We start from the raw sequence: 23,976 nt of genomic DNA, 5'->3' as shown, positions 1-23,976 counted from the left end.
CGTTGTCACAGGGGTAGGCTCGACTGCGGCCGGCGCCCTGAGAACGCCGGCACCAAAACATGTGGAGAGGAGCCCTGACCCAGGGTGAGCACCAAGCCGACCACTAAAGACCTCGCGTGGACCGAACTGGACCAGCGGGCCGTGGACACCGCCCGCGTCCTCGCCGCCGACGCCGTACAGAAGGTCGGAAACGGCCATCCGGGTACGGCGATGAGCCTCGCGCCCGCCGCGTACACCCTCTTCCAGAAGGTGATGCGCCACGATCCCGCCGACCCGGACTGGACCGGCCGTGACCGCTTCGTGCTGTCCGCGGGCCACTCGTCCCTGACTCTCTACATCCAGCTGTACCTGGGGGGCTTCGGCCTGGAGCTGGAGGACCTGGAGTCCTTCCGCACCTGGGGCTCGAAGACCCCGGGTCACCCCGAGTACGGGCACACCAGGGGCGTCGAGACGACGACCGGGCCGCTCGGCCAGGGTGTCGCCAACGCCGTGGGCATGGCGATGGCCGCCCGCTACGAGCGCGGTCTGTTCGACCCGGAGGCCCCGCAGGGCGAGTCCCCGTTCGACCACCATGTCTTCGTGATCGCCGGTGACGGCTGCCTCCAGGAGGGCATCTCCGCCGAGGCCTCGTCCCTCGCGGGTCACCAGAAGCTCGGCAACCTGATCCTGCTGTGGGACGACAACCACATCTCGATCGAGGGCGACACCGAGACGGCCGTCTCCGAGGACGTCACCAAGCGGTACGAGGCCTACGGCTGGCATGTGCAGCGTGTTGAGCCGAAGGAGAACGGCGACCTCGACCCGGCCGCGCTGTACGCGGCGATCGAGGCGGCGAAGGCCGTCACCGACAGGCCGTCGTTCATCGCGATGCGCTCGATCATCGCCTGGCCCGCCCCGAACGCGCAGAACACCGAGGCCGCGCACGGCTCGGCACTCGGCTCGGACGAGGTCGCGGCCACCAAGCAGGTCCTGGGCTTCGACCCGGAGAAGAGCTTCGACGTCGCCGCCGACGTCATCCAGCACACGCGTGCGCTCGGCGAGCGTGGCCGTGAGGCCCGGGCCAGCTGGGAGAAGCGGCTCCAGGAGTGGCGCAACAACAACGCCGAGCGGGCCGCCGAGTTCGACCGGATCGCCGCCGGTGAGCTGCCCGCCGGCTGGGAGTCGCACCTTCCCGTGTTCGAGCCGGGCAAGGGTGTCGCCACGCGTGCCGCGTCCGGCAAGGTCCTGCAGGCGCTCGGCGCGGTGATCCCCGAGCTGTGGGGCGGCTCCGCCGACCTCGCCGGTTCGAACAACACCACGATCGACAAGACGTCGTCCTTCCTGCCGGCGGACAACCCGCTGCCGGAGGCGAACCCCTACGGCCGCACGATCCACTTCGGCATCCGCGAGCACTCCATGGCCGCGGAGATGAACGGCATCGCGCTGCACGGCAACACCCGTATCTACGGCGGCACGTTCCTCGTGTTCTCCGACTACATGCGCAACGCGGTGCGGCTGTCGGCGCTGATGCACCTGCCGGTGACGTACGTGTGGACGCACGACTCGATCGGTCTCGGTGAGGACGGTCCGACGCACCAGCCGATCGAGCACCTCGCCTCGCTGCGCGCGATCCCGGGCCTGAACATCGTCCGCCCGGCCGACGCCAACGAGACGGCGATCGCCTGGCGCGAGATCCTGGGGCGCTGGACCAAGGAGTTCGGCAAGGGCGCCCCGCACGGCCTCGCGCTGACCCGTCAGGGCGTGCCGACGTACGAGCCCAACGAGGGTGCCGCCAAGGGTGGTTACGTCCTCTTCGAGGCCGAGGGCGGCGAGGCGCAGGTCATCCTGATCGCCACCGGTTCCGAGGTGCACGTCGCCGTGGACGCTCGCGAGCAGCTTCAGGCGCAGGGTGTGCCCACACGGGTGGTGTCCATGCCGTCCGTGGAGTGGTTCGAGGAGCAGGACCAGGGGTACCGGGACAGCGTTCTGCCACCGTCCGTCAAGGCGCGTGTCGCGGTCGAGGCCGGGATCGGGCTCACCTGGCACAAGTACGTCGGTGACGCGGGTCGCATCGTTTCGCTGGAGCACTTCGGCGCTTCGGCCGACGGCAAGGTCCTCTTCCAGGAGTACGGCTTCACTGCGGAGAACGTGGCCACCGTGGCCCAGGAATCGATCGCGGCCGCCCAGCGCTGACGCTCTACATACGACACGTAGGAGATGTAATTCCATGACAGACGCACTCAAGCGCCTCTCCGAGGAGGGCGTCGCGATCTGGCTGGACGACCTGTCGCGCAAGCGCATCACGTCCGGCAACCTCGCCGAGCTGATCGACCAGCAGCACGTCGTGGGCGTCACCACCAACCCCTCGATCTTCCAGAAGGCGATCAGCAGCGGTGACGGTTACGAGCAGCAGCTCGCCGACCTCGCCGCCCGCAAGGTCACCGTCGAAGAGGCGATCCGCATGATCACGACGGCGGACGTCCGCGACGCCGCCGACATCCTGCGCCCGGTGTTCGACGCGACCGGCGGCCAGGACGGCCGGGTCTCCATCGAGGTCGACCCGCGCCTGGCGCACAACACCCAGGCGACCGTCGCCGAGGCCAAGCAGCTGGCCTGGCTGGTGGACCGCCCCAACACCCTGATCAAGATCCCGGCGACGAAGGCGGGCCTGCCCGCGATCACCGAGACCATCGGCCTCGGCATCAGCGTCAACGTCACGCTGATCTTCTCGCTGGAGCGCTACCGCGCGGTCATGGACGCCTACCTGGCCGGTCTGGAGAAGGCGAAGGAGCGGGGTCTCGACCTGTCGAAGATCCACTCCGTGGCGTCCTTCTTCGTGTCCCGCGTGGACACCGAGATCGACAAGCGCCTCGACGCCCTCGGCACCGACGAGGCCAAGGCCGCCCGCGGCAAGGCCGGTGTCGCCAACGCCCGCCTCGCCTACCAGGCGTACGAGGAGGTCTTCTCGACCGACCGCTGGACCGCCCTGGAGAACGCGGGCGCCAACAAGCAGCGTCCGCTGTGGGCCTCGACCGGCGTGAAGGACCCGGCGTACAAGAGCACGCTGTACGTCGACGAGCTGGTCGCGCCCAACACCGTGAACACCATGCCGGAGGCCACGCTGGAGGCCACCGCCGAGAGCGGCGAGATCCGCGGCGACGCCGTCGCCGGGACCTACGAGCAGTCGCGTGCCGAACTGGACGCGGTGGAGAAGCTCGGGATCCGTTACGACGACGTGGTCCAGCTGCTGGAGGACGAGGGCGTCGAGAAGTTCGAGGCGTCCTGGAACGACCTGCTCAAGTCGACCGAGGCGGAGCTGACGCGCCTCGCACCCTCGGAGGGCTAAAACCTTGTCGAGCAGCAATCCGCTGCGTGACGCCGCGGACCGACGGCTCCCGCGTATCGCGGGGCCGTCGGGCCTGGTCATCTTCGGCGTCACAGGCGATCTGTCACGTAAAAAGCTGATGCCTGCCGTGTACGACCTCGCCAACCGCGGACTGCTGCCGCCGGGCTTCTCGCTCGTCGGCTTCGCCCGCCGGGAGTGGGAGCACGAGGACTTCGCGCAGGAGGTCCACGACGCGGTCAAGGAGCACGCCCGCACGCCCTTCCGCGAGGAGGTCTGGCAGCAGCTCATCCAGGGCATGCGCTTCGTGCAGGGCACCTTCGACGACGACGCCTCGTTCGAGCGGCTGCGCGACACCATCCAGGAGCTGGACAAGGCGCAGGGCACCGGCGGCAACTTCGCCTTCTACCTCTCCGTGCCGCCGTCCGCGTTCCCGGTCGTCATCCAGCAGCTGAAGAAGCACGGTCTGGCCGACCAGTCGAGCGGCTCCTGGCGGCGCGCGGTCATCGAGAAGCCCTTCGGCCACAACCTGGAGTCCGCCGAGGACCTCAACAAGGTGGTCCACGAGGTCTTCGCCCCGGACCAGGTCTTCCGTATCGACCACTACCTGGGCAAGGAGACCGTCCAGAACATCCTGGCGCTCCGCTTCGCCAACACGATGTTCGAGCCGATCTGGAACCGGTCCTTCGTCGACCATGTGCAGATCACGATGGCCGAGGACATCGGCATCGGCGGTCGCGCGGGTTACTACGACGGCATCGGCGCGGCCCGTGACGTCATCCAGAACCACCTGCTCCAGCTGATGGCCCTGACCGCGATGGAGGAGCCCGCCTCCTTCGACGCGGACGCGCTCGCCGCCGAGAAGACCAAGGTGCTCGGCGCGGTGAAGCTGCCGAAGGACCTCGGCCGGGACACCGTGTTCGCGCAGTACGCGGCCGGCTGGCAGGGCGGCGAGAAGGTCATCGGCTATCTCGAAGAGGACGGCATCGACCGCAAGTCGAAGACCGACACGTACGCGGCGATCAAGGTCGAGATCGACAACCGCCGTTGGGCGGGCGTCCCCTTCTACCTGCGGACGGGCAAGCGCCTCGGCCGCCGGGTCACCGAGATCGCGGTGGTCTTCCAGCGGGCACCCCACTCCCCCTTCGACTCCACCGCCACCGAGGAGCTGGGCCAGAACGCGATCGTCATCCGCGTCCAGCCGGACGAGGGTGTGACGGTCCGCTTCGGTTCGAAGGTCCCCGGCACGTCGATGGAGATCCGGGACGTGTCCATGGACTTCGCCTACGGCGAGTCCTTCACGGAGTCCTCGCCCGAGGCGTACGAGCGACTGATCCTCGACGTGCTGCTCGGCGACTCGAACCTCTTCCCACGCACCGAGGAGGTCGAGCTGTCCTGGAAGATCCTCGACCCGATCGAGGAGTACTGGGACAAGCACGGCAGGCCCGCGCAGTACCAGGCGGGCACCTGGGGTCCCGTCGAGGCGGACGAGATGCTCGAACGAGACGGACGGAGCTGGCGCCGGCCATGAAGATCGACCTCACGGACACCACGGCCAGCAAGATCAACAAGGCGCTCGTCAAGGGCCGCCGGGCGATCGGTACCCCGGCCGTCGGCATGGTGCTGACGCTGGTCATCGTGACGGACGAGGAGAACGCGTACGACGCGCTCAAGGCCGCGAACGACGCGTCCCGCGAGCACCCCTCGCGCACGCTCGTGGTCATCAAGCGCGTCTCCCGTTCGCCCCGCGACCGTACGAAGTCCCGTCTCGACGCCGAGGTGCAGGTGGGCGCGGACGCGGGCACCGGCGAGACGATCATCCTCCGGCTCTACGGCGAGGTCGCGGACCACGCCCAGTCGGTGGTCCTGCCGCTGCTGCTGCCGGACGCGCCGGTCGTGGTGTGGTGGCCGGTCAACGCGCCCCTCGACCCGGCCCGCGACCCGCTGGGCGCGCTCGCCCAGCGCCGGGTCACCGACAGCTACGCCGCCGAGAAGCCCATCGACGAGCTGCGGGCCCGCGCCGACAACTACGAGCCCGGCGACACGGATCTCGCCTGGACCCGGATCACGCCCTGGCGCTCCATGCTGGCCGCCGCGCTCGACCAGATCGACTGCGAGGTCATCTCCGCGGAGGTACAGGGCGAGCAGTACAACCCGAGCGTCGAGCTGCTGGCCATGTGGCTGGCGGACCGGCTCCATGTCCACGTACGGCGCGGGGTGTCGGCCGGGCCCGGCCTCACCGAGGTACGGATGCTGACCAGCACCGGACCCATCCGGCTGTACCGGCCCGCCGGTGGGCTCGCCCTCCTCACGCTGGAGGACCAGCCGGACCGGGCGGTGGCGCTCAAGCGCCGTGAGACGGCCGAGCTGATGGCGGAGGAGTTGCGCCGGCTGGATCCGGACGACACGTATGCGTCCGCGCTGCGGTTCGGGGTGGATCGGTTGGGGGGTGGGTCGTCGGTGGGGGTGGCGGCGGCTGCGACTGCTTCGGCTGCGGCTTCGTCGGCTGAGACCTCTGCGGCTCCGGCGTCGTCGGCGCTTGCCTTGGCTCCGGCTCTGGGCTCGGGTTCGGGTTCGGGTTCGACTGATGACGGTGATGTCGATCGGCCGACTCCGGCGCAGATGCCTGCGGTGAAGAAGGCGGACACACAGCAGTGAGTACTCCGCAGCTGGTCGTGCACCACGACAAGGAGCTGATGGCGCAGGCCGCGGCGGCCCGGCTGATCACCAAGGTCGTGGACGCGCAGGCCTCGCGCGGCTACGCCTCGGTGGTCCTCACCGGCGGGCGCAACGGCAACGGCCTGCTCGCCGCGCTGGCCGCCGCGCCCGCGCGCGACGCCATCGACTGGGCTCGGCTGGACCTGTGGTGGGGCGACGAGCGGTTCCTGCCCGAGGGTGACCCCGAGCGCAACGTCACCCAGGCCCGGGAGGCGTTGCTCGACTCGGTGCCGGTGGATCCGAAGCGGGTGCATGCGATGCCGGCCTCGGACGGGCCGTGGGGTGCCGATGTGGACGCGGCGGCCGCGGCGTACGCGGAGGAGTTGGCGCGGGCGGCGGGGCCGGAGAACCATGGGTCGGTGCCGACGTTCGATGTGCTGATGCTGGGGGTCGGGCCGGACACCCATGTGGCGTCGCTCTTCCCCGAGTTGCCGGCCGTACGGGAGACCGAGCGGACGGTCGTGGGGGTGCATGGTGCGCCCAAGCCGCCGCCGACTCGGGTGACGTTGACGCTGCCGGCGATTCGGGCGGCTCGTGAGGTGTGGTTGCTCGCGGCGGGGGCGGACAAGGCGGGGGCTGCGGCGATCGCGCTCTCCGGTGCCGGGGAGATCCAGGCACCGGCCGCCGGGGCGTACGGCCGGTCGCGAACCTTGTGGCTCCTGGACGCGGCGGCGGCCTCACAACTGCCCCGGTCCCTGTATCCCCCGGCCTCAGCCTGAGGGGTTGAGGGGGCTGATTTCGCCCCCGCCGCCCCTGCCCATTCCCATCCCCCAGGGGCTGCGCCCCTTCAACCCCTGCGCCGGGTGCGGGCGGGTGGGGGCTTGTCGCGCAGTTCCCCGCGCCCCTGAAAAAGCGGCCCGCAGGGCCGTGCTTTTAGGGGCGCGGGGAACTGCGCGAGCAACCCAATACAGCCCGCACCCGCCATACAAACCGCACCCCCCGAGCTCTCAGGCGAAGCCGGGTCGAAGGGGCAGCCGCCCCTGGGGATGATGGGGGTCCCCCCACTCGAGCGAAGTCGAGAGTGGGGGGAGGGTAGGGACGGCGGGGGCGTAATCCCTCAGTTGGCGAACTCGCCCTCTCGGGTTTCCGGCAGAGCCATCAGGCACAGCAGGCTCACCAGACACAAGCCACCCGTGTAGAAGCCGAGCACCAGCGGCGAGGACCACTGGCTGTTCAGCCACGTGGCAACGAGCGGCGCGAAGCCGCCGCCCAGCGTGTTGGCGAGGATGAACGCCGCAGAAGCCCCCGTGTAGCGAAGCCGCGCCGGGAACAGCTCGGCGAGGAACGCCGCCACCGGCGAGAACATCAGGGCCAGCAGCATGAGCCCGACCGTGTAGGCCCCGGTGATGACGAGACCGTTCCCCGTGCTCAGGGACGCGTACATGGGCACGGCCCACACCACACTGCCCACGGCCCCCGCGAGCATCACCGGCCGCCGCCCGACCCGATCGGCGAGCCGTGCGGCCGGCAGCGTGACGGCGATCCCGGCCGCCGCCCCGACACTCGCCGCGGTGAGCATCGTGTTCTGCGCGATACCGAGCGCCTTCGGCCCGTACGAGAGGCTGTAGACGATCGTCAGGTAGTAGACGGCCGAGCCACCGATCGCCGCACCGGTACCGAGCAGCAGCCGCCCGGGATGCCGCGCGATGAGCGTCCCGAGCGGAAAGCGGGACGTCGGGGCGGCCGGCGCCCGCGTCTCACGGCGGGCCTCCGCGCTGAACACCGGCGACTCCGACACGGTCGTACGCACCCACAGCCCCACGACGACGAGCACCGTGCTGAGCAGGAACGGAAGCCGCCACGCCCAGTCGGTGAAACCGTCCCGCCCGGCGAAGTTGAGGGTCGGCAGGATGACGGCGCTGGACAGCAGGAAGCCGAGCGAGGGACCGACGTTCGGGATGGCTGCGTACAAGGCCCGGCGTCCGGGTGGGGCGTGTTCGGCGGCGAGGAGTACCGCCCCGCCCCACTCGCCGCCCATGCTGACGCCTTGCAGCAGACGGAGCGTCACCAGGAGTACGGGGGCGAGGAGTCCGGCGGTCTCGTAGGTCGGCAGCAGGCCGACACCGACCGTGGCCACACCCATCAGCAGCAGGGAGGTGACGAGGGCGTTCCGGCGGCCCAGCCGGTCGCCGATCGTCCCGAAGAGCGCGACGCCGAGGGGGCGGGACACGAAGGCCGCGGCGAAGGTGAGGAATGCCGCGAGGGAGGAGACCGTGGCGTTGCCTGAGGGGAAGAAGGCGGGACCGAGGACGAGCGCGGAGGCCGTGCCGTACACGGCGAAGTCGTAGTACTCGATCGTCGTGCCGACCAGGCTCGCGACGGCGACCTTCGACGCCTTGGTCTGCTCCGCCGGCGGTGCGGGCAGGGCGGCCGATCTGGGGCCGACGGCCTCACTGACGGTCTTGGACGGGGATTCGGGCATGGGGGGCTCACTTCCGGTACGCCCGGACAGGAATGGTCCGGGACCAGAGGGGGGACGGCCACGCATGTAACACGAACCGGAGTGCGCCTGTCACCCTAGGCGGGGAAATTCGATTTACACAAGGAAGTCTCGCGTTCGATAAATCGGACGGGACTGTGCGTGCGCGCATGGACGGATTAAGCCCCTCTTTTACGCCTCTTTCCTGCCTCTTTTGCGCAGTCCAACCTAAATAAAGTGTGTGATGCGGCTATGAGTGAGTACAGATCCGGCATGTCTCTCGAAACACACCCAGAGCACACCACATCCACCTCCTCGACACTTGCCGCATAACAACCCAAGAACACGACCCCCGCAATGCCGTCAACCCTGGGCTTCCTGTCGAAGTGCTGTCAATATTCATACCTATGTCCGCATAAAAATTTGCCCACGATCACGCCTTGCCAACCGACGATCACCCACGGAATGCTGGCGTCCGGCAGAACTTGAAAGTTCTACGACCATCGTTTTTCGGACATGAAAAATGCGGTCTCCAGCCCGGGAAGGCTTTTTGCCCATGATGAAGACTGGCAAGCCATTGCGTTTAAGAAGACTTTCCCTGACCGGCGATGACCGGCACTTGCTCATACCACTCGACCACAGCGTTTCGGACGGCCCGGTGGCCCCTCCGGGCCAATGGGAAGAGCTGTTGAGAGCGCTGGTGGCGGGCGGGGCCGACGGGATCATCGTCCACAAAGGGCGGGCCCGCGCCCTCGGCCCCGAACTCCTCAAGGGCTGCGCACTGATCGTGCATCTGAGCGCCAGTACGGCCTGTTCCCCCGATGTCGACGCCAAGGTGCTGGTCGGCGATGCCGAGGAGGCGGTGGCGCTCGGCGCGGACGCGGTGAGCGTGCATGTGAACATCGGCTCGGACACCGAGGGGCGGCAGCTCGCCGACCTGGGAGCGGTGGCCCGGTCCTGTGACACCTGGGGCATGCCGCTGATCGCGATGGTCTACCCGCGCGGGCCCCGCATCGAGAACCCGCACGACCCGGCCCTGCTCGCGCATATCGTGAACGTCGCGGCCGACCTGGGCGCCGACATGGTGAAGACCACGGTGGCCCTGCCGCTCGACCGGATGGCCGAGGTGGTGGCCCACAGCCCCATCCCCGTCCTCGCGGCGGGCGGACCACCGGACGGCTCCGACCTCATCGAGTACGGCACCGCCGTGATGGCCGCCGGCTGCCGGGGCCTGGCCGTCGGCCGCCGGATCTTCTCGTCCCCCTCTCCCGCCACCCTGGTGTCCCGGCTCGCCGCGGTCGTCCACGGCGGCGACAGGGGCACTGACGGCATGAGCATGACCTCCAGTACCACTGATTCCCCCAATACCCCGAATGCCCCGAATACCCCCAATACCCATTACTCGACGATCGTGGCAGGTGTCGCATGAGGTTCGCGTGGATCGATCTCCGTGAAGTCCCCCGTCCGCAGCTCCAGGCGGTGGTGGACGCGGCCGTCCACGCCCGGATGGCCGGAGTGGTCTCCGCCGACGCCGAGTTGCTCGGGACGCTGCCGCCGACCGTGACGCGGGTGCTGGTTCCGGGCGGGCCGACCACGCCCTCCGCGAAGAAGGGCGACAAGGAGGCGAAGGAGGCGAAGGACTCCGGGAGCTCCAAGGAGGCCAAGGAGGCCAAGTCCGGCACCGGAATCGACCTCCTGCTGCGGAAGTTCACCACCCAGGACGAGCTGGACGCCCTCTCCGCGGAGAACCGCGCCGCGAGCGGCACCCCGGCGGCCGGCTTCATCGACGTACGCGACGACCGGACGCTCCAGCTGTCGTGCGCGGGCGCCATGGCGTTGCCGTACACGGTCATCCACTTCGCGGACCCGACGAAGATCCCGCTGGAGATCGTCCTCGCGGCGGCCGAGCCGGCCGAGGGCAAGCTGGTGACCGTCGTCGGTGACCTGGAAGAGGCGGCCATCGTCTTCGACGTCCTCGAACGCGGCTCCGACGGCATCCTGTTCACGCCCCGGAGCGCCGACGACGTCTTCGCGCTGGCCCGGCTGCTGGAGGCGACCACGCCGCAGCTGGAGCTGTCGACCCTGACCGTGGAGAGCATCCGGCACGTCGGGCTCGGCGACCGGGTCTGTGTGGACACGTGCTCGCACTTCGAGGAGGACGAGGGCATCCTCGTCGGCTCGTACTCCTCCGGGTTCGTGCTCTGCTGCAGCGAGACCCACCCGTTGCCGTACATGCCGACCAGGCCGTTCCGGGTCAACGCCGGTGCCCTGCACTCGTACACGCTGGGCCCCGACAACCGGACCAACTACCTCAGCGAGGTCGGCTCCGGGAGCGCGCTGCTGGCGGTCGGCGCCGACGGGCGGACCCGGCGCGTGGTGGTCGGGCGGGCCAAGCTGGAGTCACGCCCCCTCCTTGAGATCCGTACCCACGCCGAGGACGGGCGGCTCGTCAGCCTGACCGTGCAGGACGACTGGCACGTACGGGTGCTCGGCCCTGGCGGCAAGGTCCTCAACGTCACCGAACTGCAGACCGGCGACGAGCTGCTCGGCTATCTGGCCCAGGACAAGCGCCATGTGGGCCTGCCCATCGGCGAGTTCTGCAAGGAGGTCTGAGACCTCATGGTTCAGCTCGTGGATGACGACGGGATGGGCTCCCTCGTCCAGCGGCTGTTCGACGCCCAGGACGACGGGCTTCCCTATCTGACACACCAGCAGGAGACCGTCACCCGGGGCGAGTTGCGGGAACGGGTGGCCAAGCAGGCCGCCGTGTTCGCCGGGTACGGCATCGGGGCCGGCAGCACGGTGGCCCTCCGGACCCCGCCCAGTTTCACCCAGGTCGAGGTGCTGCTCGCGCTGTGGCGGCTGGGCGCGCAGGTGCTGCTGTTCGACTTCCGGCTGAAACCGGCCGAGGTGGAGGCGCTCTCCGCCGTCTGCCGGCCGCAGTTCATGGTCGGGGCGGGTACGAACGTCCGGGCGGCGTTCGGTTTCCGGCCCGAGTACGAGGTCACCACCGAGGTGCGCAGGGGCGGGCGCCCCGCCGCCACCGGGCACCGGCTGGTCCAGTTCAGCTCGGGCTCCACCGGGCGGCCGAAAGTGATCGGCAGGACGGCCCGGTCGCTGGCCGAGGAGGTGCAGCGGTTCGCCGCGATCCCCGGTATGCCGGGCGAGGGCGACCGACTCCTGCTGCTCAGCTCGACCGCGCACAGCTTCGGCCTGATCGCCGGGCTGCTGCACTCGCTCGCGGCCGGTGTCTGCGTGGTCTTCGCGCCCCGGGTCACCGCCCGGGACATCCTGCGGACGGCGCTGGAACACCGGATCACCGCCCTGTTCGGGGTGCCGATGCACTACGAGCTGCTCGCCGCCGCGATCGATCCCCCCGCCCTGCCCGATCTGCGGGTCGCCGTGTCGGGCGGTGAGCTGATGCCCCCGGAGGTCGCCGCGCGCTTCGCCGAGACGTACGGCGTGCCGGTCGGCGAGTCCTACGGCACCACCGAGACCGGTGTGGTCGCCATGGACGCGAGCGGCACACTGCCCCGGCCGGCCATCGGCCCCGCCGCGCCCGGTGTCGTCGTACGGGAGCGCACGGGCGAGCTGGACGTGGCGCTGGCCGAGTCGCCGTACCTCTACGACTCGGGCGGCAGCCAGTACGCGGACGGCTGGCTGTACACCAGGGACCGGGCCACCGTGGACGCCGACGGAACCGTCACCGTGCGGGGCCGGACCGACTCCCTCGTCGTGATCGGCGGCCTCAAGGTCGACCTCACGGAGGTCGAGCATGTGCTGCGTGAGCATCCGGCGGTCGAGCAGGCGGTCCTCGTCCACGAGGGCGTGACCGAGGCGTATGTGGTGCTGACCGACGGGGTCGAACCGGCCCCATCCGCCGAGGAATTGCTGCGCTGGTGCCGGGAGCGGTTGGCCGATTACAAGCTGCCTCGGGTGGTTCGGCTGTTGGAGGCGTTGCCTCGTACGTCGAACGGGAAGCTCGTACGCCAGGCTGACGCCCTTCGCGCCGCCGGGTGAGCCGCGCCCCTCAAGGGGCGCTCGACTCGGACCTTGCTGAAAACAGTTACTGGAGACTTGATCATGAGTACGTCAACGCTTGAAGACGAGATCCGCGAGTTCGTTCTCAACGCGGTCATCGACGAGATGAACATCCTGACCAGCCGCGACGGCATCACGGACGAGAGCCCGGTGACCGTCGGCGGGCTGGAGGTGGACTCGTTGTCGCTGATCGAGCTCACGCTGCGGCTGGAGTCGCGGTTCGGGGTGGAGATACCGGACACCGATATCGAGCCGCTGGCCTCGTTGACCCTCGGCGGGCTGGTCGCCGAGGTCGTTCGACGCGGTGCGAAGGCATGAGCGCGGAAGCCTCCGCGCCGGCCGTCATCACGACCGACACCGTCCGGGAGCTGCTGTCGGACCGCAAGATCTTCCCCGGTGTGCCCGACGACCTCGGCGAGGACGCCGAACTGGTCCTGGACTCCCTCGGGTTGGTGTGGCTGCTGCATGTGGTGGAGGAGCGGTACGGCCTGGTCGTGGAGCCCAGCGACGACGACATCGCCCAGCTCACCTCGCTCCGCCGGCTCACCGAGTTCCTGAGCACCGCCCGGCCGGAGGCCCCGGAGGGGGGTGAGCCCGTTGACCGGTGAGGTGACGGTGACCGGGTTCGGCGTGCGTACCGCGTTCGGCACGGGTGCCGAGGCCCTGCGGCGCGGGGTGTTCGCGGGCGTGCCTTCGTTCGCCCCCACCACCAGGTTCGACACCGGCCCGTACCGTACGCCGATGGCCGGTGTGGCCCCGGAGGGCCCCGACGCCGTCGAGGACTGGGCCCTGCGGCACGCCCTCGCCCAGTGCGGGGCGGACGCCCTCGACATGGCGGACCTGCCCCGGGGCTCGGAGGCGGCAGTGCTGCTGGGCATCGCCGGTGACTGCACGAGCGTCACGCGGTACTGGAGAAACGCCGACTCTGAAACAGGTGTGCCGGAAGGGGCGGTGGACCGGCTCGCGGACGCCGTGCCCGCGCGGCTCGCCGAGTTGCTGGCCGGCGGGCTGGGGTTGACCGGGCCCCGGCTGACCTTCACCAACGCCTGTGTCGCCTCCGCCGCCGCGATCATCCACGCCTGTCGGCTGATCTCCTCCGGCCGCGTCGATGTGGCGGTCTGCGCCGGGGGCTATCTGGTGGAGGAGGAGACGTTCGGCAAGTTCGACTCCGGGCGGGCGCTGTCCAAGGATGGCATGGTGCGGCCGTTCAGCGCCGACCGCAGCGGGCTGCTGCTCGGCGACGGGGTCGCGGCCGTCGTACTGGAGTCCGCCGAGCACGCCCGGCGGCGCGGTGCCCGGCCGCTGACGAGCATCGTCGGCTGGGGTGCGGCCACGGACGCGCACCACATCGCCCAGCCGCACCCGGAGGGCGTCGGCCTGACCCGCGCGGCACGGCAGGCGCTGCGGCTCGCCGGTGATCCGGACGGGGCGACCCTCGGCTATGTCAACGCCCATGGCACCGGCACCAAGTACAACGACGGTGCCGAGACCCGGGGGCTGCGGGCCGCCTTCCCCGAGCGGGCCGAGGCGATACCGGTCAGCTCCACCAAGAGCACCACCGGGCACATGCTGGAGGCGGCGGGCGTCGTGGAGTTCGTGATCACGATGCTGGCCCTGATGGACGGCGTACTCCCGCCCACCGCCGGCTTCACCACTCCGGACCCGGAGTGCGACCTGGACTACGTGCCGAACGAGCCCCGCCCGGCCGACCTCCACCGGGCCCTCACCATCAACGCCGCCTTCGGGGGCGCCAACACCGCACTCGTCCTGGAGCGGCCGTGACCACGACCTCGACTTCAACGGACAAAGCGGCTCTCCGCTCCCCCCTCGGCATCCTCACCGCCACCACCGCCACCCACGGCACCGGCGGCGACGGCGACATCGCGCTGCCGAGGCTGCCCGGCTTCGTGGAGTCGGCGTTCAGTCCGCTGGCGTACGAGGTGGCCGCGCGGTGTCTGACCGAGTACCCCGGGGACGGCTCCCGTACGGCCGTGGCGCTGGCGAGCCTGATGGGCGACACCACCACCGCGGATCTGGCGAGCCGGCGGGTGGTCTCCGGCAAGGTGCACAACCCGCTGCTGTTCATGCAGGCCACCGCCAACTCCGTGCTGGGGCACATGAGCCGGGAGTTCGGGATCACGGGGCAGATGTTCAGCCTCTCCACCCTCGACGACCCGGTGACCGAGCTGCTGGCGATGGCGGACCTGCTCCTGGAGGACCCCGAACTGGACCGGGTCCTGGTGATCGGCATCGAACTGGGCGGCAGCGAGCGGCTGGCCGCCGCGTACCGGGAGTTGGTCGGGGACGGCGGCCGCTCGGTCCCGGACCTCCCGGAGTCCGCGGCCCTGGCGGCGGCGGTGCTGCTCGGCCGCCCCGGCGCCGACACCCCGGTGACGGTCACAGCGGCCGAGACGTCCCCCCACGCCGACGGAGCCCGGCACCCGGGCGGCGTCCAGGGCCTGTTCGACCTGGTCGCCGCCCACCGGCGGCTGCCGGCCGAAGGCGGCCGGCTCCCGGTGGCCCCCGCCTTCGTCCTGACCGCCGACCCCCATCCCCCCACGAACGCGCTCCCCTAAAGAAACGAGACCTACACCCATGCTCATCAGTAGGCAGGAGCGGGCGCGGATCTGCTCCGACACCGAACTCGGCGCCGGCAACGTCCTGGCTCGCCTCAAGGCGTACGGCCGTCCGCTGGACGAGCCCGTGCTGCGTACGGACGGCACCTGGCGGGCCCCGGACGGCAGCCACCCCGAGGTGCTGACGCTCGGGCAGCTGTACGAGGTGGTCGAGACGTACGCGGGCTGGTACGCGGCCCGGGGCGTACGCCCCCGCGACCCGGTGGCCATCCACTCCTACTCGGCGGCCGAGTTCGCCGTGAACTTCCTGGCGCTGACCTCCCTCGGCGCGATCCCGTCGTTCGTCAACGGCAACCTCTCCCCCGAGATCGCCCGTGAGTACATACGACGGCAGGGCGCGGTGGGCGCCTTCACGGACGCGACGCACCACGACGTGCTGGAGGGCTCGGGGCTCGGCTTCTGTGTGACCGCCGCCGACATCCGGCCCGAGCACCGCGCGTCCCTCCCGGCTTCGTACCCGTACCGGCACGACCCCACCGACCCGGTGCTCATCTCCCACTCCTCCGGCACCACCGGCATGCCGAAGGGGGTGCCGCACACCCATCGGACGCTGATGTACGCGCAGTTGCACCGGCTGCGCTACTCCACCGGCACCGACATGGAGCGCACGCTGGTGGGGCTGCCGGGCGCGCACAACGCGATGGTGGCGACACTGCTGTACTGCCTGCTGCTGCGCACGGACATCAAGCTGCTCTCCAGCCAGCGCGGCACCGATGTGCTGGACGGCATCGAGGAGTTCCGGCCGACGACCGTGCTGGCCTTCGCCGGGACGTTCGGCGAGATGGCGGCCGAGGATCTGAGCGCCCGTGATCTGTCCAGCGTGCAGGTGTGGTTCAACACCGGGGACGCGGCGCACGAGGCCCACATCCGATCGCTCGTCCAGCACGGGAGCCGTATCGAGATCCGCCGGGACCTCAGCCGGACGCGCGTCGAGGGCTCGGTCTTCGTGGACGGTCTCGGTTCGTCCGAGGCGGGCTACTCCGTCTTCCACAACCGGCACACCAAGGACACCTCGGCGTACTCGCGCTGTGTCGGCAAGCCGATCAGTTTCGCCGAGGCCGCCGTGCTCGCGGAGGACGGCACCCCGCTGCCGCCCGGCGAGATCGGCCGCCTGGGCCTCAAGTCCCCCACCCTCACGCCGGGTTACTGGAACGACTCGCTGACCTGGAACCGGATGCGGCTCGGCGGCTACTGGCTCACCGGCGACCTCGCCCACCAGGACGAGGACGGCAACTTCTACCACCTCGACCGGGCCCCGGACGCCATCCGCACCCGCGCCGGCATCGTCTTCAGCACCCGTACCGAGGAGTTGCTCCTGGCCGAGCTGCCCGGACTCGCCGACTGCACGGTCGTCGGGGTCGCCCCGGACGGCGTACGGGCCGACTGGGACGGCGACGGGGTGGCCGACGCGTACGTGCTGCTCCAGCTGGCGGACGAGGAGAGCGGCGACGGCGACGAAGGGTGGACGGACCGGGTCAACTCCGTGCTGACGAACACCGGGTTCCCACCGGTGACCCGCGCCCTGCGGATGAAGCCCGACGACGTGGCCAAGGGCGCCACCGGCAAGGTTCTCAAACGAGTGATGCGCGACCGGTTCGCCGCCGACGCGGCCGATGTCGTCGCCGCCAAGGAGCACCACGTATGAGCACGAACACCGACGCCGACGCCGTCAACCACCGTGCCCGGGCGAGTGAGGCGTACCGCCTGTGGTGGCAGCACGACGCCAACTGGTACCAGGGCGTGGCCGCGCGGTTCGGGCAGGACGTCGCGAACGAGATCAACGCCGAGGCGCTGCGCAAGGTCGCCCTGCATGTGGGGCAGCGGGTCGGCCGCCGGGCCGGGCCGCTCCCCGACACGGGTGACGGCCGCAAGGACCTGGAGGAGCTGCGCCGCCGGTACGACGACTGCGGGGACCGGATGTTCCCGCCGGAGCTGCGCAACGCCTCCACCGAGGTCGAGGACGACGACCTGATCGTGCTGACCCTGAAGCGGAACTTCGCGATCACGATGGTCCGGATGGCCGGTTCCCTGGAGGGCTACAAGTGTCCGTGCACCGACATCCACGCCGGCTGGTCGGAGGGTCTCGGCGTGACGTTGAGGGAGAACCGGGCCGAGAGCTGTCTGCGGGACGGCGACAAGGAGTGCCGGCTGCTGATGCGGGTCGCCCTGCCGGTGGCCGCGGGTGGGGAGGGCTGAACGTTGCGTGTACTTGTCGCCGGGGCCACTGGAGTGATCGGGTATCCGCTGGTGGGCGCGCTCAGGGCGCGGGGCCACGAGGTGAGCGCGTTGGTGCGTCAGGGGGCGCAGGGGCGGGCGCCCGAGGCGGACGAGGTGGTGGTCGCCGACGCCCTCGATCGTGAGGCCTTGCTGTCGGCGGTGTCGGCCGCCCGTCCCGAGGCGGTCGTCCACCAGATGACGGCCCTGCGGCTGCTGCGCGACGACCCGCCGGAGGCGTTCGCCCGTACCGCGCGGCTGCGCACCGAGGGCACCGCCCACCTGATCGAGGCGGCCCGGGTGGCCGGTGCGCGGCGGCTCGTCGCCCAGTCCATCGCGTTCGCCGCCGCCCCGGCCGGGGAGCCGGTCCTCGACGAGGACGCGCCGCTGTACGTGGACGCCCCCGACCCGGGCTGGGCCTCGACGGTACGGGCCGTCGCCGAGCTGGAGCGGCTGGTGACGAGCAGCGACCTTGCCGGCGTGGTCCTGCGGTACGGCACGCTGTACGGCCCTCGCACCGCGTACGCGCGTACCGGCTCGACAGCGCAGTCCGTGGCGGCCGGGCGGCTTCCGTTGCCCGGGGGCGGCGCCGGGATCATGTCGTTCCTGCATGTCGAGGACGCCGTGACGGCGACGGTGGCGGCCATCGAGTCCGACGTCACCGGGGTCTTCCATGTGACGGACGACGACCCGGCCCCGGCCGCGCAGTGGCTGCCGCATCTCGCCCGCATGATGGCCGGTCCGTCGCCCCGTACGGTTCCGGCGGCGCTCGCGCCCCGGCTGCTGGGCTGGTTCATGGCTCATCAGCTCACCGCCGCCCACGGCGCGGCCAACGACCGGGCCCGCGCGGCACTCGGCTGGAAGCCGGCGAGACCGAGCTGGCGTGACGGGCTGGGCCAGGAATGACCGACCCCGGTGACGCTGGTGGCGCTCTCGCCCTCTGTGTGATCGGCGCCGGCCCGCGCGGCCTCTCCGTGCTGGAGCGGATCCTCGCCAACGCCGAGGAGGTCGCCGGGCGGCGGGTCGTGGTCCACCTCGTCGACCCGTACCCGCCCGGCGCGGGCGCGGTGTGGCGTACCGACCAGCCCGCCGAGCTGCTGATGAACACGGTCGCCTCCCAGGTGACCCTGTTCACCGACGACAGCGTGGAGTGCGCGGGACCATCGGTGCCGGGGCCCAGCCTGTACGAGTGGGCGTGCACGATCCGCGACAAGGCCATCGACCTGGACCTTCCAGCCCGGGTCCTGGAGGAGGCCCGGCGGCTCGGCCCGGACACCTACCCGACCCGTGCTTTCCACGGCCACTACCTGGAGTGGGTCTTCCGGCACCTCTTACACACCGCCCCGTCGCGGATCACGGTCCACACGCACCGGACGACCGCGATCGCACTCGACGACCCCACGGACGGCCGGCAGACGGTGACGTTGGCGGAGGGCGCCCCGCTGGCCGGGCTGGACGCGGTGGTGCTGGCCCTCGGCCACGGCGGCCTGACGCCGAGTCCGACGGAGCGCGAGCTGCGCTCCTTCGCCGACCGGTACGGCCTGACCTATGTGGCGGCGGCCAACCCGGCCGACGCCGACCTGAGCGGGATCGCGCCGGGCGCCCCGGTCGCCCTGCGCGGGCTGGGGCTGAACTTCTTCGACTGCCTGGCGCTGCTCACCGAGGGCCGCGGCGGCACGTTCAAGGAGGGGCAGCACGGTCTCGTGTACCTCCCGAGCGGCAACGAGCCGGTGCTGTACGCCGGCTCGCGGCGCGGTGTGCCGTACCACGCCCGGGGTGAGAACGAGAAGGGCGCGCTCGGCCACCACGAGCCGCGGTTCCTGACCCCGAAGGTCATCGCCGGACTGCGGCAACGACCGATCGGCTTCCGCCGCGACCTCTGGCCACTGATCGACCGCGAGATCCGCACGGTGTACTACGAGGCCTGGATCCGGACCGCCCAAGGCCCCCTGGCCGCCGAGGAGTTCGTACGGTCGTGTCTCGCCGACGACCGGGTCCCCGAGGCGGACCCGCTCGACCGGTACGCCGTACCACCGGCCGAGCGGTGGGACTGGCAGCGCATCGAACGACCGTACGGCGAGCGGGACTTCGCCGACCGGGACGACTTCCGGCACTGGCTGCTGGAGTATCTCCGGCGGGATGTCGCCGAGGCGCGGCTGGGCAACGTGAACGGCCCGCTGAAGGCGGCCCTGGACGCCCTGCGCGACCTGCGCAACGAGATCCGGCTCGTCGTCGACCATGGCGGCGTCACCGGGGACTCCTACCGTGCCGAACTAGACGACTGGTACACCCCGTTGAACGCCTTCACCTCCATCGGCCCGCCTGCCTTCCGCATCGAGCAGCTCATCGCGCTGATCGAGGCGGAGGTGCTGCACGTGGTGGGCCCTGGGATGCGGGTACGGCCCTCGGCGCCGGAGAGGGGATTCCTCGTGGACGCGGAGCAGGTGAACGAACCCCCGGTGCGGGTCGACGCACTGGTCGAGGCCCGGCTGCCCGCCGTCGATCTGCGGCGCGGCACCAGTCCGCTGCTGCGTGGGCTGCTCGCCGCCGGGGAGTGCGGCCCGTACCGGCTGGACGGTTACGAGCCGGGCGGGCTGGCGGTGACCGACGGTCCGCCCCGGCTGGTGGACGCGACGGACCGGGCGCACCCTCGCCGGTTCGCCTTCGGGGTACCGGCGGAGGGCGTGCGCTGGGTGACGGCGGTCGGCATCAGGCCAGGTGTCGGCTCGGTGACGCTGGAGGACTCGGACGCGATCACGCGGGCGGCGCTGAGAGGGAGTGAATGAGTGTGAACGCGATGCCCGTGGGCACCGACTCGGGTCTGCTCGCCCCCACCTGGGCGGGTACGCCCGCGGCGGCTGCGGTGACCGACGAGGCCTGGCTGCAGGCCATGTTCGACGCCGAGGTCGCGCTCGCCCGCGCCCAGCCCGCGGTCGGGCTGACGCCGGCCGCCGCGGTGGAGGCGATCGCTTCGGCCGCGCATGTGGCGAGGCTGGACCTCGCCGCCCTCTCTCACGCGGCCAGGGGCGCCGCGAACCCGGTGGTGCCATTGGTTGCGGCCTTCATCGACGTGGTCGCGGCGACGGATCCGGGCGCCGCGGAGTATGTGCACCGAGGGTCGACGAGTCAGGACATCCTGGACTCGGCGGCGATGCTGGTGTCCCGGCGGGTGCTCGAACTGATCGCCGGGGATCTGTCGCGGGTTGCCGCCGCGCTGGCTGGGCTGGCCGACAGCCACCGTCACACGGTCATGGCCTGGCGTACGTTGGGCCAGCACGCGGTCCCGACGACCTTTGGTCTCAAGGCCGCGGGGTGGCTTCAGTTGGTCGTCGATGCGTTGGTTCGTGTCCGGTCGGTCGGGGGTCGGCTTCCGGCGCAGCTGGGGGGAGCTGCCGGCACGTTGGCCGCTTACCGCGAGTATGCGGCTTTGGACCGTGGCGATGAGGCTGTGGGTAGCTGCGGGTCGTTGGGGGCTGGTCGCGCAGTTCCCCGCGCCCCTGAAGGGGCGCTACAGCGGGGCGGAATCGGAAACGGCAGCCAGAACGACGGCGGGGTCGAGTTGCTCGCGCCCTTCGCCGAAGCCCTCGGGCTCGCCGAACCCGTCCTCCCCTGGCACACCCTCCGCACCCCCATCGCCGACCTCGGTGCCGTACTCCAACTCGTCACCGGCGCACTCGGCAAGTTCGCGCTCGACGTGCAGACGCTGTCACGTACCGAGATCGGTGAGGTCTCCGAGCCTGCCGCCGTCGGGCGTGGTGCCTCCTCCGCCATGCCCCAGAAGCGGAACCCGGCGCTCGCCACGCTGATCGTGTCGGCCGCCCGGCAGGTGCCCGCGCACGCGCTCGTCCTCGCCCAGTGCCTGCTGGCCGAGGACGAGCGGCCCGCCGGGGCGTGGCATGCGGAGTGGCAGCCGTTGCGGGAGGCGCTGCGGTTGGCGGGCGGGGCGGCGCACACCGCTGTGGAGCTCGCGGAGGGGCTGGTCGTCCACCCGGAGCGGATGCTCGCCAACCTCGAACTGACCGGCGGCGCCGTCGTCACCGAACGCCTGAACGTGGCGCTCGCCCCGGCGCTCGGCAAGGCGCGGGCGAAGAGGCTGCTCACCGCCGCCTCCGCCGAGGCCGCCGACACCGGGCGCCCGCTGCGCGAGGTGCTGTCCGGCCACCCCGAACTGTCCGACCGGTTCACCCTCGCCGAGCTGTCGGAACTGCTCGACCCCACCCGCTACACGGGCGCGGCCGACGCGCTGGTCGACCGGGCACTACGCGCGTACAAGAACGACGGAGGCACCCCATGAGCACCGTGAGCCCGGCGGAGGAGAAGGCACCGGCGTCCCGGTCGTGGCCCGTCCTCGTCGTCGTGGTCTGCGCCCAGATGCTGATCTGGCTGGACACCTCGATCCTCAACGTCGCCGTCACCACCCTCGCCGACCCGGAGGAGGGCCTCGGCGCGAGCCCCGCCGAGTTGGAGTGGGTGGCGAGCGCGTACACGCTGGTCCTGTCCGGCATGCTCTTCGCGGGCGGCGCGCTGGCCGACCGGTTCGGCCCCCGGAACACGCTGCTCGCCGGGCTCGCCCTGATCGGCGCGGCCTCCGGCGCGGGCGCGTTCGCCGGCAGTCCTGCCTGGCTGATCGTGGCGCGGGCGTTCATGGGCGCGGGCAGCGCGCTGCTGATGCCCGCGACCCTGACGGTGATCATGCAGAGCACCCCGGAGGAGAAGCGCACCCGGGCGATCGCCATCTGGTCCTCGTCCAGCGGTCTCGGCGTGGCCGTCGGCCCGGTCGTGGGCGGCGCGCTGCTCAGCCACTTCTGGTGGGGCTCGGTGTTCCTGGTCAACGTGCCGATCGTTGCCCTGTGCCTGGTGGCGGTCATGGCCGTCGTGCCCGACCTGGGCGGATCCCACCGCCGGGTGCTCGACCTGCCGGGCCTCGCCCTGTCGGTGCTCGGCCTCGGCGGCCTGGTCTACGGCATCATCGAACTCGGCAACGGCAGCACCTGGTACGGCCCCCATGTGCTGCTGCCCCTCGCGCTGGGCGGCGTTCTGCTCACCGCGTTCGTCGCCGGTCAGCGCAGGTCCCCCACGCCCAGCCTGGATCTTCGGCTCTTCCGGCAGCCCGGCTTCACGGCCGGCAGCGTGGTGCTGCTGATCGCCTTCATGGCCCTGGCCGGGCACCTGTTCTACGCGGCCTTCTACCTCCAGGGCCCGCGGGGGCTCTCCCCCGCCGACGCCGGAACCGTCATGATCGCCGCCGCGATCGGCATCGTCCTGGGCAGCCAGGCCTCCCCTGCGCTGAGCCGGTGGCTCACGGCCCGCTGGACGGTCGCGTCCGGCGTCCTGGCCACCGCCGCCACATACCTCGCCTACGCCTGGCTCGACGGGCAGACCCCTGCCTGGGTCATCGCCGCGCTGCTGTGGATCTCGGGCTTCGGCATGGGCCTGGTCGGCACTCCGGTCACGGCCGTGATGATGCGCGGGGTGCCACCGCGGCTCGCGGGCGCCGGATCCGCCGTCAACGGTGTCACCCGGCAGGTCGGCGGCCTCCTCGGCGTGGTGATGGCCGGCTCGATCCTGTCCGGTGTCTACCGGGACCGGATGGCCGACGCCGAGTTGCCCGGCGCCGCGCAGGGGCTGTCACCGGCCGCCGAGGAACAGGCCCGGACCTCCGCCGAGTCCGCCCGCTCCCTGGCCGAGTCGCTGCGCCTGCCCGAACTGGCCGCCACGGCCGACCGCGCCTTCCTCGACGCGATGTACACGGCCACCCTCTCCATCGCCGCCCTGGCCCTCGTCGGCTTCGCCGTGTCCGTCGTGGGGCTGCGCGCCCGGGCGGAAGGCACGAGCCAAGAGCGCACAAGACCGTTGGAAGCAGCACGGAAAGGGAAAGCACCATGACGCAGGCGACGGCCCGCTCGGTCTTCGTCACCGGAGGAAACCGGGGCATCGGCCTGGCCATAGCCCGCCGCTTCGCCGCTGCCGGTGACCGGGTCACGGTCACCTACCGGGGCGAGATGCCACCCGAAGCCGAGAACACCGAGAACTCCGGGAATTTCCTCGCCGTACGCTGCGATGTGACGGACAGCCAACAAGTGGACCAGGCCTTCAAGGAGGCCGAGGCGGCCCACGGCCCGGTCGGCGTCCTGGTCGCCAACGCGGGCGCCACCCACGACCGGCTGCTCGTACGGATGACCGAGGCGGACTTCACCTCCGTCATCGACACCAACCTCACCGGGGCCTTCCGTGTCGCCCAGCGGGCGGTGCGCGGCATGCTCCGCGCGGGTCACGGCCGTATCGTCCTGATCTCCTCCACGGCCGCCCTGCACGGCGCCCCCGGCCAGACCAACTACGCGGCGGCCAAGGCCGGCCTGGTCGGTTTCGCCCGCTCCCTGACCCAGGAACTCGGCCCCCGCGACATCACCTGCAACGTGGTGGCCCCCGGCCTCACCGAGACCGACATGAGCCGCGCCCTCACCCCGGAACAGCGCCGCGAACTGCTGCGCACGACCCCCGCCGGACGTCTCGGCACCCCCGAGGAGGTCGCCGACGCGGTGACCTTCCTGACCGGTCCCCGCGCGGGTTACATCCGCGGCGCCGTGATCCCCGTCGACGGAGGCGCGGGCCTAGGGCACTGAGAC

Annotated in this window: 20 protein-coding genes; 19 read left to right on the top strand and 1 reads right to left on the bottom strand. The window is 71.0% G+C overall.

Translation table 11 applies throughout. The features are described 5' to 3' along the window. The first annotated feature begins 84 nt into the window (after window positions 1-84). The 5 genes from tkt to pgl are packed head-to-tail and all read left to right on the top strand — an operon-like array spanning window position 85 to window position 6,759. Window positions 85-2,172 carry a transketolase gene (gene tkt, locus F3T56_RS01655; RefSeq protein ID WP_149822824.1) on the top strand — a complete coding sequence of 696 codons (2,088 nt, stop codon included), beginning with the start codon at window positions 85-87 and terminating at the stop codon, window positions 2,170-2,172. A gap of 34 nt (window positions 2,173-2,206) precedes the next feature. Next, window positions 2,207-3,325 carry a transaldolase gene (gene tal / locus F3T56_RS01650; RefSeq protein WP_149822823.1) on the top strand — a complete coding sequence of 373 codons (1,119 nt, stop codon included), beginning with the start codon at window positions 2,207-2,209 and terminating at the stop codon, window positions 3,323-3,325. A gap of 4 nt (window positions 3,326-3,329) precedes the next feature. After that, a complete protein-coding gene (gene zwf / locus F3T56_RS01645) occupies window positions 3,330-4,853 on the top strand; it encodes a glucose-6-phosphate dehydrogenase (RefSeq protein WP_149822822.1) in 1,524 nt (507 codons plus the stop codon). Further along, window positions 4,850-5,980 (top strand): glucose-6-phosphate dehydrogenase assembly protein OpcA, encoded by a 1,131-nt coding sequence (gene opcA / locus F3T56_RS01640; protein ID WP_149822821.1) that lies wholly within the window; start codon window positions 4,850-4,852, stop codon window positions 5,978-5,980. The genes zwf and opcA overlap by 4 nt, the downstream gene beginning before the upstream one ends. Then, entirely contained in the window at window positions 5,977-6,759 is a 783-nt protein-coding gene (gene pgl / locus F3T56_RS01635; protein WP_149822820.1) for a 6-phosphogluconolactonase, read from the top strand. The genes opcA and pgl overlap by 4 nt, the downstream gene beginning before the upstream one ends. Window positions 6,760-7,097: 338 nt before the next feature. Here pgl and F3T56_RS01630 read toward each other — a convergent pair whose 3' ends face one another. Beyond that, a complete protein-coding gene (locus F3T56_RS01630; RefSeq protein ID WP_149822819.1) occupies window positions 7,098-8,462 on the bottom strand; it encodes an MFS transporter in 1,365 nt (454 codons plus the stop codon). A 553-nt stretch (window positions 8,463-9,015) separates the two neighbouring features. Here F3T56_RS01630 and F3T56_RS01625 point away from each other — a divergent pair. The 14 genes from F3T56_RS01625 to fabG all read left to right on the top strand — a co-directional run bounded on the left by F3T56_RS01625 (window position 9,016) and on the right by fabG (window position 23,973). Beyond that, window positions 9,016-9,888, top strand: a complete 873-nt coding sequence (locus F3T56_RS01625) for a class I fructose-bisphosphate aldolase family protein (protein WP_149822818.1) — start codon at window positions 9,016-9,018, stop codon at window positions 9,886-9,888. Beyond that, entirely contained in the window at window positions 9,885-11,072 is a 1,188-nt protein-coding gene (locus tag F3T56_RS01620) for a 3-dehydroquinate synthase II family protein (protein ID WP_149822817.1), read from the top strand. Before F3T56_RS01625 ends, F3T56_RS01620 begins: the two co-directional genes overlap by 4 nt. 6 nt (window positions 11,073-11,078) lie before the next feature. Next, on the top strand, window positions 11,079-12,479 hold the full coding sequence (locus F3T56_RS01615) for a class I adenylate-forming enzyme family protein (RefSeq protein WP_149822816.1): 1,401 nt from the start codon (window positions 11,079-11,081) through the stop codon (window positions 12,477-12,479). Between the two features lie 63 nt (window positions 12,480-12,542). Further along, window positions 12,543-12,818 (top strand): acyl carrier protein, encoded by a 276-nt coding sequence (locus tag F3T56_RS01610; RefSeq protein WP_149822815.1) that lies wholly within the window; start codon window positions 12,543-12,545, stop codon window positions 12,816-12,818. Beyond that, entirely contained in the window at window positions 12,815-13,108 is a 294-nt protein-coding gene (locus tag F3T56_RS01605; RefSeq protein WP_149822814.1) for an acyl carrier protein, read from the top strand. The genes F3T56_RS01610 and F3T56_RS01605 overlap by 4 nt, the downstream gene beginning before the upstream one ends. Then, a complete protein-coding gene (locus F3T56_RS01600; RefSeq protein WP_149822886.1) occupies window positions 13,098-14,282 on the top strand; it encodes a beta-ketoacyl-[acyl-carrier-protein] synthase family protein in 1,185 nt (394 codons plus the stop codon). The genes F3T56_RS01605 and F3T56_RS01600 overlap by 11 nt, the downstream gene beginning before the upstream one ends. After that, window positions 14,279-15,076: a hypothetical protein gene (locus F3T56_RS01595; RefSeq protein WP_149822813.1), complete on the top strand. Its 798-nt coding sequence runs from the start codon at window positions 14,279-14,281 to the stop codon at window positions 15,074-15,076. The genes F3T56_RS01600 and F3T56_RS01595 overlap by 4 nt, the downstream gene beginning before the upstream one ends. Window positions 15,077-15,095: 19 nt before the next feature. Next, window positions 15,096-16,781, top strand: a complete 1,686-nt coding sequence (locus tag F3T56_RS01590) for a class I adenylate-forming enzyme family protein (RefSeq protein ID WP_149822812.1) — start codon at window positions 15,096-15,098, stop codon at window positions 16,779-16,781. Then, on the top strand, window positions 16,778-17,332 hold the full coding sequence (locus F3T56_RS01585; RefSeq protein WP_149822811.1) for a hypothetical protein: 555 nt from the start codon (window positions 16,778-16,780) through the stop codon (window positions 17,330-17,332). Before F3T56_RS01590 ends, F3T56_RS01585 begins: the two co-directional genes overlap by 4 nt. Before the next feature lie 3 nt (window positions 17,333-17,335). After that, window positions 17,336-18,256 (top strand): NAD-dependent epimerase/dehydratase family protein, encoded by a 921-nt coding sequence (locus F3T56_RS01580; RefSeq protein ID WP_149822810.1) that lies wholly within the window; start codon window positions 17,336-17,338, stop codon window positions 18,254-18,256. Continuing rightward, window positions 18,253-20,136 (top strand): FAD/NAD(P)-binding protein, encoded by a 1,884-nt coding sequence (locus F3T56_RS01575; RefSeq protein ID WP_149822809.1) that lies wholly within the window; start codon window positions 18,253-18,255, stop codon window positions 20,134-20,136. The genes F3T56_RS01580 and F3T56_RS01575 overlap by 4 nt, the downstream gene beginning before the upstream one ends. Continuing rightward, on the top strand, window positions 20,133-21,644 hold the full coding sequence (locus tag F3T56_RS01570) for a class-II fumarase/aspartase family protein (RefSeq protein ID WP_149822808.1): 1,512 nt from the start codon (window positions 20,133-20,135) through the stop codon (window positions 21,642-21,644). Before F3T56_RS01575 ends, F3T56_RS01570 begins: the two co-directional genes overlap by 4 nt. Then, a complete protein-coding gene (locus F3T56_RS01565) occupies window positions 21,641-23,236 on the top strand; it encodes an MFS transporter (RefSeq protein WP_149822807.1) in 1,596 nt (531 codons plus the stop codon). Before F3T56_RS01570 ends, F3T56_RS01565 begins: the two co-directional genes overlap by 4 nt. Continuing rightward, window positions 23,233-23,973 carry a 3-oxoacyl-ACP reductase FabG gene (gene fabG, locus F3T56_RS01560; RefSeq protein ID WP_149822806.1) on the top strand — a complete coding sequence of 247 codons (741 nt, stop codon included), beginning with the start codon at window positions 23,233-23,235 and terminating at the stop codon, window positions 23,971-23,973. Before F3T56_RS01565 ends, fabG begins: the two co-directional genes overlap by 4 nt. Window positions 23,974-23,976 lie beyond the last annotated feature (3 nt).

It is taken from the genome of Streptomyces tailanensis (assembly GCF_008386495.1).
Lineage (GTDB): Bacteria > Actinomycetota > Actinomycetes > Streptomycetales > Streptomycetaceae > Streptomyces > Streptomyces tailanensis.
This window is presented reverse-complemented; position numbering and strand designations above follow the sequence as displayed.